Annotated in this window: 10 protein-coding genes and 1 riboswitch; all 10 genes read left to right on the top strand. The window is 39.5% G+C overall.

The genetic code is table 11. The features are described 5' to 3' along the window. Positions 1-131 precede the first annotated feature (131 nt). The 10 genes from MHH81_RS17495 to metH all read left to right on the top strand — a co-directional run bounded on the left by MHH81_RS17495 (position 132) and on the right by metH (position 13,613). Positions 132-467, top strand: coding sequence for a hypothetical protein (locus MHH81_RS17495; RefSeq protein ID WP_340923693.1), 336 nt, complete (start codon positions 132-134; stop codon positions 465-467). Between the two features lie 130 nt (positions 468-597). Further along, entirely contained in the window at positions 598-1,314 is a 717-nt protein-coding gene (locus tag MHH81_RS17490) for a 3-ketoacyl-ACP reductase (RefSeq protein ID WP_340923690.1), read from the top strand. A 193-nt stretch (positions 1,315-1,507) separates the two neighbouring features. Next, on the top strand, positions 1,508-1,642 hold the full coding sequence (locus tag MHH81_RS17485; RefSeq protein ID WP_340923687.1) for a hypothetical protein: 135 nt from the start codon (positions 1,508-1,510) through the stop codon (positions 1,640-1,642). Between the two features lie 470 nt (positions 1,643-2,112). After that, complete coding sequence (gene kynU, locus MHH81_RS17480; RefSeq protein WP_340923685.1) at positions 2,113-3,390, top strand: kynureninase; 1,278 nt, start codon at positions 2,113-2,115, stop codon at positions 3,388-3,390. An 18-nt stretch (positions 3,391-3,408) separates the two neighbouring features. Further along, positions 3,409-4,260 carry a tryptophan 2,3-dioxygenase gene (gene kynA / locus MHH81_RS17475; protein WP_340925321.1) on the top strand — a complete coding sequence of 284 codons (852 nt, stop codon included), beginning with the start codon at positions 3,409-3,411 and terminating at the stop codon, positions 4,258-4,260. Between the two features lie 12 nt (positions 4,261-4,272). Then, positions 4,273-4,911 carry an arylformamidase gene (gene kynB, locus MHH81_RS17470; protein ID WP_340923682.1) on the top strand — a complete coding sequence of 213 codons (639 nt, stop codon included), beginning with the start codon at positions 4,273-4,275 and terminating at the stop codon, positions 4,909-4,911. A 539-nt stretch (positions 4,912-5,450) separates the two neighbouring features. After that, complete coding sequence (locus tag MHH81_RS17465) at positions 5,451-6,836, top strand: protoporphyrinogen oxidase (RefSeq protein WP_340923679.1); 1,386 nt, start codon at positions 5,451-5,453, stop codon at positions 6,834-6,836. 142 nt (positions 6,837-6,978) lie between these two features. Continuing rightward, complete coding sequence (locus MHH81_RS17460) at positions 6,979-7,935, top strand: nuclease-related domain-containing protein (RefSeq protein ID WP_340925319.1); 957 nt, start codon at positions 6,979-6,981, stop codon at positions 7,933-7,935. Positions 7,936-8,153: 218 nt separating this feature from the next. Further along, positions 8,154-8,258, top strand: a riboswitch (SAM riboswitch). A gap of 77 nt (positions 8,259-8,335) precedes the next feature. After that, positions 8,336-10,195: a bifunctional homocysteine S-methyltransferase/methylenetetrahydrofolate reductase gene (locus tag MHH81_RS17455; protein ID WP_340923675.1), complete on the top strand. Its 1,860-nt coding sequence runs from the start codon at positions 8,336-8,338 to the stop codon at positions 10,193-10,195. Further along, entirely contained in the window at positions 10,176-13,613 is a 3,438-nt protein-coding gene (metH, locus tag MHH81_RS17450) for a methionine synthase (RefSeq protein ID WP_340923672.1), read from the top strand. The genes MHH81_RS17455 and metH overlap by 20 nt, the downstream gene beginning before the upstream one ends. The last annotated feature ends 210 nt before the right edge of the window (positions 13,614-13,823 follow it).

The following is a 13,823-nucleotide window of genomic DNA, read 5'->3' as shown; positions in this document are numbered from 1 at the left end:
AACTCCAACACTGTGTGCACGCACAAAGTGGTGGAGTTTTCTTTATCGTTAGTAAACTGAAATTTAAAATGTTATTAATACGTATATATGGGATAATTAAGTAATAAAAAATGTGTTTATGTGGAGGTAGAATGAGAATATTTGTGGGTTCGTTATCAATCTTCTTTGGAATTTTCTTCACAGCTTTATCAGTAGATTCTTTTGGCACAGTAGGAAATTTGCTCATGCATGGTTATGGGTTTGTTCTTATAGTATTGGGTGCCCTCGTTCTTAGTAACAGGAAAAATAAAAAGGCAAGTGCATATGCAAGGCCAATGGGAATAGGAATTACCGGGATTATATTTGGGGTTGCATTGATACTAAAGACACTGCTAGTAACTTCTAGTGATGGGGGAAGATCATTTGGAATATTTCATATAACTATGGGTGTGATTATAGTATTAGTAGATTATCTTGAAGAACGATGATAGAAGCTAACACTTATAAATAGTGTTAGGGTCAGGCTTTTTTCTTGTGTAGGAAGCAAATTATTATACTTTATTATTTGGTGGGGTTAGCATATGTATGTAGGAATATATAGTAAGGAGAGAGAGACATATGCAAAATATTCATGGTAAGACTGCACTTATAACTGGAGCAGGTAGAGGAATAGGACGAGCAACAGCGATTGCATTTGCAAAAGAAGGTATTCATGTTGGATTATTGGGAAGAACGATGGAAAATTTAGAAGCAGTAGCTGCTGAGTTAAAAGAATTTGGCGTAAAGGTTTCATTAGCTACTGCAGATGTTTCCAATATGGAGTCCGTGAATGTTGCTGTTAATAAAATTCGCGGGGAGCTTGGCTCAATTGAGATTTTAGTGAACAATGCTGGTATATCTAAGTTCGGTCACTTTCTTGAGGTGGATCCAGAAGATTGGGCGAAAATTATTCAAGTAAACGTTATGGGTGTTTATTATGTAACGAGAGCGGTATTACCTGAAATGATCGAACGACAAGCAGGAGACATCATTAATATTTCATCTACTGCAGGTCAAAAAGGTGCTCCTGTAACAAGCGCGTATAGTGCGTCAAAAGCCGCTGTCATCGCATTGAGTGAGTCATTAATGCTCGAAGTAAGGAAGCAAAATATCCGTGTAAGCACGTTAACTCCAAGCACGGTTGCTACCGATATGGCGGTAGAATTAAAACTAACGGATGGCAATCCAGAAAAAGTAATGCAGCCGGAAGATATTGCAGACTTTATGGTTGCTCAGCTTAAAATGAATCCACGCATTCTACTTAAATCAGCGGGATTATGGTCGACAAATCCTTAACAATCGAAAAAAAACAAGGCTACCTCCTTTTTTATGAGAGTTAGCCTTGTTTTTTTTATTGGTGCTAATTGTAGTTGTGAATGAATTTTTATAGAATGCTCCATAACATTAAATAGAGGGTGGTTACGAATTTTTTATGTATAGACCAAAACTTGAGTGTCAAACTAATTAGTAAAGAAAGGATGAATGACAAATGGAAGAAAGTAAAATAGCACATCTGGATGTTGAGCAGCTGCAAGAACTGATGGAACTGGAGGACAGACTTGGGGTTACGCTCATTGCTTATGATACATCTATTAATAGTAGTTCAAGTGAAGTTTCAACTTAATTAGATGGGCCCTAATACCTTGTAGAGATGCAAGGTATTTTAATTTGGGCACTGTTAAAAAATTATGTTGTTATGGACGAAAATCCGCTCGCTTTCCGCTCCTAAAAAACATTAGCCAAATTAAATAGAATGTACTGAAAAACTAGAAATTAGTATTTTTGTAGGAACTATTTGCTGTATTTAATTTAAGAGAATTTAGCGCGACGCATGAGACTCCTGCGGGAAAGCGAGACAGACGAGACCCCGCACGAAGCGTTGCGAAGGAGGAGGCTCGTCGCTCGCCCGCGGAAAGCGAATGCCAAAGCGCTAAATTCTCTTAGCGGCTATTTGATAGAAAATTTATTTTAGAATGACACTTTTTCAGTGCCCTCATTAAATAGGCTAAGAGAATCTCTATACTAATGTGTACTCAATTGACATAAGAATATTAGTAAAGAAAATTCATTTTACTGGGTGAGGGATGATAGTTTATGGAACGAAATAATACGCTGGACTATGCAAAGAGTTTAGATGAACAGGATGTTTTAAAAAAGTATCGGGACGAATTTTATGTGCAGCCAGGTGTTATTTATATGGATGGTAATTCGTTAGGATTATTGTCAAAGAGAGCAGAAACTACTCTGTTGACAATGCTCGAGTCATGGAAGTCATATGGTATCGATGGTTGGACGAAAGGAGAGCATCCTTGGTTTTATTTTTCCGAAAAGTTGAGTGAAATGTGTGCACCACTTGTGGGTGCGACAAAAGAAGAAGTCATAATTACTGGCTCTACCACATCGAACCTACATCAGTTAATTGCTAGTTTCTATAAACCAAAAGGAACACGAACGAAAATATTGGCAGATGAATTGAATTTCCCCTCTGATTTGTATGCGATTAATAGTCAGTTAGTATTGCATGGGTATGATCCCGGAGAACATTTGAAACTTGTCAAAAGTAGAGACGGAGAAACGTTAGACGAGGAAGATATTATTGAAGCAATGACAGATGATATTGCAGTAATTGTATTACCTGGTGTTCAATATCGCAGTGGACAAGTTTTAGATATGGAATTGCTAACAGAAGAGGCGCATAAGCGAAATATTTTTATAGGTTTTGATCTGTGTCATTCTATTGGTTCCGTACCGCATAAGTTACAGGAGTGGGATGTAGATTTTGCTTTTTGGTGTAACTATAAACATTTAAATGGAGGTCCAGGAGCTGTTGCGGGTTTATATGTAAATCGCAAGCATTTTGGGCAACGGCCTGGCCTTACAGGGTGGTTTGGTTCGGATAAGGAAAAGCAATTTGATTTGTCTATTCACATGACACCAGCATCTAATGCGGGGGCTTATCAGATTGGTACACCACATATTTTAAGCGCTGCACCATTATACGGATCACTGCAAATATTTGCGGAAGCTGGGATAGATCAAATTCGTGATAAATCCTTAAGACTGACAGATTATATGATGTTCTTAATAGAAGAAGAGCTTAGTGACTATCTTTTTACAATTGGAAATCCAGGTGAAAAGGATCGTCGCGGGGGGCATATTTATATTGTGCATAAAGAGGCTGCTCGTATTTGTAAGGCGTTAAAAGAACTTCATGTCATTCCCGATTTTCGCTCGCCGAATGGTATTCGTTTAGCGCCGGTTGCCCTTTATAACACCTTTGAAGATGTATGGAATACTATTCAAATTCTAAAAGAGATTATGCAAGAGCAAACATATCTGAAGTATGAAAACAAGCGAGACGTCATTGCATAAAATAGGAGGGGTTACTTGATGGAGTCTAGTTCGAAATCGAATGAAAAACTAAAAAGCGAAAAAGGAATCTATACAGATTTCCGAAATGATATGACATATGGTGAATATCTGTGTCTAGACGATATTTTATCTAGTCAAAAACGTTTATCTGGTCATCACGATGAAATGCTTTTCATTATTATTCATCAAGTAAGTGAACTATGGATGAAGCTTTTACTTCACGAACTATCTAGTGCGATTCAAGCAATACAATCAAATAAAATGCAAGCGGCTTTTAAAATGCTTGCTCGTGTTACGAAAATCCAAACGCAGATTATTCAAGCCTGGGATGTGTTATCCACATTGACGCCAGCTGAATATTTAGAGTTTCGAGACAAGCTGGGAAAAGCATCTGGTTTTCAATCTTTTCAATACCGACAGATTGAGTTTGCACTCGGTTTTAAAACGAAACATATTCTTAAAATCTATGAGAAGGACGTAGTACTACATGAGCAATTAACAAAAGCATTCCATGCACCAAGTATTTACGATGTAGCGATACAAGCCTTAGCAAAAGCAGGGTTTGCTCTTAACACGGAAGTAGTGAAGCGTGATTATTCGATAACATATGGTGGAGATGAGAGCGTTGCCGAAGCATGGAAGGAAGTATATAGGAACGTCGATCAATATTGGGACTTATATCAATTAGCTGAAAAGTTAGTGGATGTAGAGGATTGGCTCCAGCAATGGCGATTCCGACATATGAAAACAGTCGAACGTATTATTGGCTTTAAAGTTGGGACAGGTGGCTCATCAGGAGTTAATTATTTGCGCAAAGTCCTCGATCATCGTTTTTTTCCAGAGCTATGGGATTTACGAACAAGTTTATAGAGGTGAATAAAGATGGAAAAACAATGGATCGATATATCGCAACCTTTATCCAATAAAATCGGTACTTGGCCAGGCGATACTGCCTTTCAATTTGACATAGCATTTTCAAAAGAACAGACTGGTTCTGTTAATATCGGTCGGTTCACGACAAGCGTGCATACTGGAACCCATGCCGATGCACCGTTTCATTTTGACAATGGCGGACCAACGATTGACATGCTCGACGTAAATATTTATATAGGCCGTGCCAAAGTGGTCGATGTGCTAGGAATTAATGCAATCGGACGAGAAGAACTAGAAGGATTTGAGCTAGATGGCGTGAAGCGTTTATTATTAAAAACAGCTGCTAATGTTTGTGTGGAGCAGTTTCCTAGTCAAATTCCCGTGCTGAAAGAAAATATAGGTGCTTTCTTGCAGGAAAAGGGTATTTTCTTAATCGGAGTTGATCGTCCTTCCGTCGATGCACTAGATAATAAAGACTTACCTGCCCATTACGCACTCTATCACCACGGCGTCCATATTCTAGAAAATTTATTACTCCAGGATGTGGAATCTGGCGATTATGAATTGATTGCCTTGCCGTTAAGGATTCAAGGAGCAGATGGCAGTCCAGTGCGTGCTGTACTTAGAAAGATTACTGACCCTTTATAAACTAATAAAGGGTCTTAGCTTGACGACAAAAGTATCTTTTTAAACGGTTATGAATAATAATAGATATTCCTAAAGAGGTTGCTTTATATAATTAAAAGTAAAGATAGTGGATATCTATAATGAATTGTTTATAAGGCTGGGACCACCACGAAGACTCCTGTGGGAACAGCTTGAGCAGAAGACCCCGCAGGAACGCTTGAGGAAGGAAGGTTAAGAACGCCGCGTCCTGCGGCAACGCCTTCATGACCAACCTCGTGTTGGCCCGAGGCTGAAGCCAAGCCCACGGAAAGCGAAGTGGTGGTCCTTGCCGAATTTAATATACAACTCTATGCATCAAAAATTGAGTTTGTCTACAGTGACCCTTTATAAACTAATAAAGGGTCTTTTTGTACGATTAGAAATTTGACAATCCTGAAAACTATTAGAGATTTTTTGCAGAAATACATTGGAAGAGTGAGAGAAATCATACTATATATTTTTATTACTGCTTATACTAGGGATAGTGAGTTATTCTTGATTACATAGAAGGAGTGATAATTTTGAAGAAGGTAGTTGTAGTAGGTGGAGGAATTACAGGACTGTCCACTATGCATTATTTACATAGACTTAAAATAGAAAAATCACTAGATGTCGAATTGGTTTTAGTTGAATCCAATGATTACTTAGGCGGGAAAATTTACTCTGTTAAAGAAGCGGATTTCATCATGGAAGTGGGAGCAGACTCCATTGTAGCTCGCAATACAGGCGTTATGCCATTGGTAGAAGAACTGCAACTACAGGACGAGCTTGTTTATAATGCAACGGGAATTTCCTATATTTATACAAACAATGAGCTACACGCAATACCAGCGGATACCGTATTCGGAATTCCTACTAGTGTGGAATCTTTAAATAGCAGCACATTAGTATCTGAGGCTGGAAAACAGGAAGCATTAAAAGATTTTGATTTACCAAATGAAAACTTTACGAAAGAGAGTTCCGTTGGTTCATTTTTAGAGCATTTTTTCGGAAAAGAATTAGTAATGAAACAAATTGCTCCAGTATTGTCCGGCGTGTATTCTGGGAATCTGGACAAGCTAACCATAGCTTCTACGTTACCTTACTTAGTTGATTATAAAAACAAATACGGTAGTATCATAAAAGGCTTAGATGAAAATAAATCACAGTTTCAGGCTGCTGCGAATAAAAAATTCATCTCTTTTAGAAATGGACTTTCGACGTTAATCGATCGTATGGAAGAAGAACTGAATGAATCTACTATTTTAAAAGGAGTCCACACAACGAAAATTGTGAAGAATGGGACAACATACGAAGTATCGTTATCAAGCGATGCGTACATTGAAGCAGACTACGTAGTGTTAACGACTCCACATAATGTTGCGCAAGCAATATTGCACAATGAGGAATTAGATAACGATTTTAATAAGCTGAAAAACTCGTCACTTATTAGTATTTATTTGGGATTTGATATTCCAGACGAACAGCTTCCTGCGGAGGGAACAGGTTTTATCGTTTCTGAAAATAGCGATGTGAAATGTAATGCATGCACATGGACAAGTCGTAAATGGAAGCACACATCCAAAAACAGTCATTTACTTGTGCGAATGTTTTATAAGAGCACTAATCCCGCGTATGAAGGCATGAAGCATATGAGCGAGGACGAGCTAGTAGAAGTGGCTTTACAAGATATCGAAAAGAGCTTGAAGCTAAATGGTGAACCCCAAGTGGTAGAAGTAACGAAATGGAATGATCTAATGCCAAACTATCATTTAGAGCATGGCGAAGCAATTAAATCGTTGAACGAGAAAATGGATTCACTGTTTCCTCACGTAATGCTTGCAGGATGTTCCTATTATGGAGTAGGTATAGGAGCTTGTATTAAAAATGGGAAAGAAACGGCTGAGTTAATAGCTGAAAGAATGTAAGAATTTAATTGTGAATGCAAATTTGGGGCCAAAATTTAATTTTGGTCCTTTTTTTAATATGGAAATGGAATTGTCGTTGTTTTAGTGAAATTTACATTTATTGTTCATGTGATACGATGCGAATGGGGGTGGTTTATTGATAGTGAAAACACGTTCGAATGAGTACAGTTATATTGGTTTAAAGTTGTTAGAAAGACGATTGCCAGAAATGCACGGCATGAAGGATTTGATTCATTCGAAAATGCATATGGCGAAGGCTGGAATTCACGGGGAAGTGCGAGTGGACGGGGTGTTTCAGAAGTATTCCTTTCCGTTTGAGTACGTGGTGTTGCATGATGTAAGTTTAGAATCGTATGGAAAGTTTCAGATCGATTCAGTATTTGTTACGCAGTACTATGCGGTTATTTTAGAGAGTAAAAATATAGGTGGAAGATTGCGTTTTAAGCAAAATCCTTTGCAACTAGAACGAGAAAATGATGAGGGGAAAGTGGATGTGTTTGAAAGTCCAGAGGGACAAATTGAGCGCAATATATATTTGCTCGATGACTGGTTGCAAGTACGCGGAGTGAGGATTCCTATTTATGGTGTGATCGTATTGACGAACTCGAAGGTATTGGTAGTGGAGTCATCTGTGAAATATCCTACGATACTTCATCAAACGATTCCTGTGTTTCTGAGGAATATTACTCGAGAGAAAGTGTGTTTAGAGGTGGATGAAATGCATGAGTTAGCAGCGAAAATGGTGGCGAGCCATCAATCGTATTTTCCTTATCCCATGTGTGATCGATGGGGCATCCATCCGAATGATTTGCTGACTGGGGTTTGTTGTGAGAAGTGTGAAAAGTTCGGAATGGTGAAAAGGAAAAATGGCTGGAACTGTTTGAGGTGTGGTTATGTGGATCGACTCGCTCACGAGAAGGCGATTTGGGAGTGGTTTGTATTAGTTGGGGAGAGTATTAATAATCGGCAGTGTCGATATTTCTTAAAGTTGGAATCTTTCCAATCCGTTTCACGTATATTGAATTCAATGGAGCTTATGAGAGAGGGAACAGCAAAAAGAAATACAATTTATAAGTGGAATTGGGACTTAAATAGGTGAATCGGATAATAAAGTAGGATTATCGGATAATAAACGATCATAATCGGATGATTACCCATGAAAATTGGATAATAAATAAAAAGAATCGGATAATAACCAATTACAATCGGATAATCTTCTCATCTCAAATCAGAATATCTAGAAAATTCTAAACACATCTTGACGCTATAGTTGAATAAAGGTAGTATAATCCTAATATTAAAAAACTGAATAGTGAATTCTTATCAAGAGAAGCTGAGGGACTGGCCCTTTGAAGCTTCAGCAACCAGCCGAAAGGTCAGGTGCTAAATCCAGCAGACATATTATGGTCTGAAAGATGAGAAGGTACGAATATTGCATACTCGTAAAGCCTTCTTTTTCATAGAAGGCTTTTTTTGTATTTTAGAGAGGATGAGAGCGAATGGGATTGTTAGAGAAATTGCAAAGAAATATGTTAACTGCAGACGGTGCAATGGGGACACTGCTTTATTCATACGGAATTGATTATTGTAATGAAGAATTAAACATACAGAAACCTGAGATTGTAGAGAAGATTCATCAAGACTATATTGCTGCAGGAGCAGATATTATCCAAACGAATACATATGGAGCAAATGCGATTAAGTTGGCGCGATACGGGTTAGAGCATCAAGTGAAAGAAATCAATGAAGCGGCGATGCAAATTGCGAAGAGAGCAGCTGCACCAGGAGGACAATTTGTGCTTGGGACGATCGGTGGCATCCGAGGAATACGTAAGAGTGATGCTTCCATCAGTGAAATTATTGCAACGCTTGACCAGCAAGCAACTCAACTTTTATCGGGAAATCCAGATGGTTTACTGTTAGAGACGTACTATGATTTGGAGGAGCTAACTACCACTGTGACTCATTTGCGCAAGATGACGGATACGCCAATCATTGCCCAAGTATCGATGCATGAGCCAGGTATCTTGCAAAATGGCTTATCGCTAAATGAAGCCTTGCATCAGCTAGCAGCAATTGGGGCCGACATTGTAGGAGTCAATTGCCGATTAGGACCTCATCATACAATCCAAGCGTTTGAAGGGGTCACACTCCCTGAAAAAGCGTTTCTTTCAGCTTATCCAAATGCGAGTCTGCTCGATATAGAGGATGGACGTATTGTATATGAATCCGAAGCAGATTATTTTGGTAAAGCAGCATTATACCTAAGGGAAGCAGGTGTCCGGTTAATCGGTGGATGCTGTGGAACGACACCTAAACATATAGAAGCGGTGAAAAAAAGAATCGGTAATTTACCTCCGATTACAAATAAAATAGTAAAGCCGAAAACAGCCATTATTATTCAAGAAGCAGAGCCAACAATCAATCAGCCACTCCATGAAAAAGCGAAGACGGAAAGAACGATTATTGTTGAATTGGATACGCCACGACATTTGGATACATCTACTTTCATGGAAGGGGCTGATAAGCTTTATGCCGCTGGAATTGACGCAGTCACGATGGCAGATAATTCACTAGCTTCTCCGCGAATTAGCAATATGGCAATGGGATCCATGCTAAAGCTGCAAAATAATATTCGTCCACTTGCACATATTACTTGTCGTGATCGCAACTTGATTGGCTTGCAATCACATTTAATGGGGCTTGATGCACTTGGCATCCATGACATACTGGCTGTAACTGGCGATCCAACAAAAATTGGAGATTTCCCAGGTGCAACAAGTGTTTATGATGTCTCCAGCTTAGAGTTGCTTCAATTAATTAAACAGCTAAATGAAGGTATTTCATTCTCGGGAAAATCGCTTCGAAAAAAAGCAAACTTCTCCGTTGCAGCAGCTTTCAATCCAAATGTTCGCGTACTCGATCGTGCTATCAAGCGACTAGAGAAAAAAATAGAATGTGGAGCAGATTATTTCATCACGCAGCCTGTTTATACAAAAGAGAAATTGCATGAAATATATGAAGCAACCAAACATCTATCTACACCTATTTTCATTGGCATTATGCCGCTCACGAATAGCCGTAATTCGGAGTTCTTGCATAATGAAGTACCTGGTATAAAATTATCAGACGAAGTGCTGGAACGTATGCGCTTATGTGGCGAAGATAGAGAGCGCGCGACTGCGGAGGGTATACAAATTGCGAAAGAACTAATCGATACTGCTGCAGAATTATTTAACGGTATTTACATTATTACGCCGTTTTTCCGATACGATATGTCACTGGAATTGATTCGCTATATTAAAGAGTTTGATGAAAAGAAAGCGAGAGAAAACAGCTATGTCCAAACATCTAATTGAGCAGCAGCTACAAAATAGAATACTTATCATCGATGGTGCGATGGGTACGATGATTCAAAATGCCAACCTTTCCCCAGAAGATTTCGGTGGAGAAGAATACGACGGTTGTAATGAATATTTGAACATTATAAATCCAAATGTTATTGAACAAATTCATCGAGAATACTTAGAAGCTGGTGCTGATATCATCTGTACAAATACATTTGGTGGAACTCCAGTTGTGTTGAATGAATACAATCTTGGGGATCAAGCACATGATATTAACTTTCGCGCAGCGCAGCTTGCGAAGAAATGTACGGAAGAACTTTCTACACCAGAATGGCCGCGTTTTGTAGCTGGAGCAATTGGACCAACGACGAAAACATTGTCAGTCACTGGTGGAATTACGTTTGATGAATTAACGCATGACTTTTACGTACAAGCAAAAGCTTTAGTCGAAGGTGGATCCGATGTTATCTTACTAGAAACGAGTCAGGATATGCTGAATGTGAAAGCTGCTACAATCGGAATAAAACAGGCATTTGAAGAAACAGAAATAGAACTTCCTATTATGATTTCGGGCACAATCGAACCAATGGGAACGACGCTCGCTGGTCAAAGCATCGAAGCCTTCTACATTTCCATTGAGCATATCAAGCCACTTTCTGTTGGATTGAACTGTGCAACTGGACCTGAATTTATGACGGATCATATTCGTACCCTTTCCGAGCTTTCAAAAGGATATGTAAGCTGTTATCCGAATGCAGGGTTACCTGACGAAGAAGGGCATTATCATGAGTCACCAGAATCGCTCTCTAAAAAACTAAGAGGCTTTGCAGAAAAAGGTTGGCTAAATGTAGTCGGTGGATGCTGTGGAACAACTCCTGCACATATCCAAGCAGTTCGCGAAGCAGTGAAAGACCTTGCACCACGTAAACGAGCGGAAGCAGGTCATGGCCATGTTGTGTCTGGAATTGAACCCCTTCAATATGATGAATCGATGCGTCCTTTATTTATTGGAGAACGTACCAATGTTATTGGGTCTAGGAAGTTTAAACGATTGATTGTAGATGGGAAATTTGAAGAAGCTTCTGAAATTGCGCGTGCCCAAGTAAAAGGTGGGGCACATGTAATTGATATTTGTCTTGCAAACCCAGACCGAGATGAGCTGGAGGATATGACACATTTCATGAAAGAAGTCGTAAAAAAAGTGAAAGTGCCACTTGTCATTGATTCGACGGATGAAAATGTTATTGAAGAAGCATTGAAATATTCACAAGGAAAAACAATTATCAACTCGATTAATTTAGAGGACGGAGAAGAACGATTCGACGCGGTTATGCCACTTGTGAAAAAGTATGGAGCAGCAGTTGTAGTCGGAACGATTGATGAAGTTGGAATGGCTGTTACACGTGAGCGCAAGCTCGAAATTGCTGAACGTTCGTATGATTTGCTTGTAAACAAATGGGGACTTGCGCCAGAAGATATTATTTTTGATCCATTAGTATTTCCAGTAGGTACGGGGGATCAACAATACATTGGTTCGGCAGTAGAAACGATTGAAGGTATTCGATTAATAAAAGAAAAGATGCCACGTACCTTAACGATTCTTGGTGTAAGTAATGTATCATTTGGACTTCCTCCAGTAGGGCGTGAAGTATTAAATGCTGTTTACCTATACCACTGTACACAAGCAGGACTTGATTATGCGATTGTGAATACAGAGAAGTTGGAACGATTTGCGTCTATTCCGCAACAAGAAGTGGAAATGGCGAATGAGCTTTTATTCACAACGACGGACCAAACACTTGCTGATTTTACAGACTTTTACCGAGATAAAAAGAAAGAAAAGACAGAAGATGATATTCCAAAAACTGTTCCTGAGCGTCTTGCTTATTATATTATCGAAGGAACAAAAGAGGGGCTGATTCCTGATTTGGAAGCTGCACTTCAAATGTATGAAACTCCACTGGAAGTCATTAATGGACCATTAATGGAAGGGATGTCCGAAGTCGGGCGTCTATTTAATGGCAATCAACTAATTGTTGCAGAAGTACTCCAAAGTGCGGGTGTCATGAAAGCATCTGTTGCCCATTTAGAGCAATATATGGAGAAAAAAGAAGATGACTCTGGTAAAGGGAAAATCGTGCTTGCAACTGTAAAAGGCGATGTACATGATATCGGGAAAAATTTGGTGGATATCATTTTAAGTAACAACGGATATAAAGTGATTGACGTTGGAATTAAAGTAACGCCTGCTACGCTAATCGAAGTAATTCGGAAAGAAAAGCCTGATATCATAGGCTTGTCCGGATTGCTCGTTAAATCGGCGCAGCAAATGGTTATTACAGCACAGGATTTTAAAGAAGCGGGCATTGACGTTCCGATTCTTGTAGGGGGAGCGGCTCTTTCTAGAAGATTTACTGAAACTAAAATTTCTGCGGAATATGATGGTCCAGTGCTGTATGCAAAAGATGCGATGCAAGGACTTGATCTTGCAAATCGTTTGCAAGATGAGGAAGATAAAGTGGTTTTATTACAGGAACTCGATGTACAGCAAGAAAAACGAAAAGTGGCAGAGGCTAATCGTGCTTCCAAACAAGCGGTTGCAGTTTTAGAGAAACCAGTGAAAACTGTCCGAGAGGATGTCCAGGTTTACCAACCGAAGGATCTTCGTCGACATGTGCAGAAAGATTATTCAGTTGCTCATCTTCATCCGTATGTAAATATGCGAACACTAATCGGGCATCATTTAGGGTTAAAAGGGTACAGTGAGAAGTTATTAGATGAAGGGGATGATCGTGCAACAGAACTTCATGAACTAGTAACAGGATTCTTAACTTCAGGTATTTTAAAACCACGAGGAATGTATCAATTTTTCCCGGCACAATCGGATGGAGACGATGTAATTATTTATGATCCGGCAGATTCTAAAGCTGAAATTGAGCGTTTCACATTTCCGCGCCAATCAGCAGCACCTTTCCTATGCCTTGCTGATTACTTGAAGTCCGTGGCAAGTGGTGAAATGGACTACGTTGCATTTATGCAAGTAACAGCGGGTCATGGCGTTCGTGCCGAAGCAACTAAACTAAAAGAACAAGGAAAGTTTTTAGAAAGTCATGCATTACAGGCTACTGCCTTAGAAGTGGCAGAAGGATATGCGGAACGAATTCACCAAGAGATTCGAGATCAGTGGGGCTTCCCTGACGCAACAGACTTTACGATGAGAGAACGTTTCGCAGCCAAATATCAAGGGCAACGATTCTCCTTTGGATACCCAGCTTGTCCAAATCTAGAGGACCAAACAAAACTATTTGGCTTGTTAAGACCGGAAGATATTGGCGTACAGTTAACAGAAGGATTCATGATGGAACCAGAAGCATCTGTTTCAGCAATCGTTTTCGCTCATCCAGATGCGAGATATTTTGTAGTGGATTAATTGTAATTAGCCATCCTTGTTTTCCGCTATAGGCGGACGCTTTCCGCGGGGGGAGCGATAAGCCATCACCGCCGCTCACGCGTCGTTTGTGATGGCTAATCTGTCTCACTCATCCCGCGCGCCGCCTGCCGCTTCAATCAACAGACTCATACTAGTAACCAGAGCATATAACAGAAAAATAGTTAGCATCCAATTTATTTAGCAGCGAAA

The sequence above is a fragment of the Psychrobacillus sp. FSL H8-0484 genome (assembly GCF_038005325.1).
In the GTDB taxonomy this organism is placed as follows: domain Bacteria; phylum Bacillota; class Bacilli; order Bacillales_A; family Planococcaceae; genus Psychrobacillus.
The sequence above is the reverse complement of the archived record's forward strand: the minus strand, read 5'-3'. Positions and strand labels throughout refer to the sequence as shown.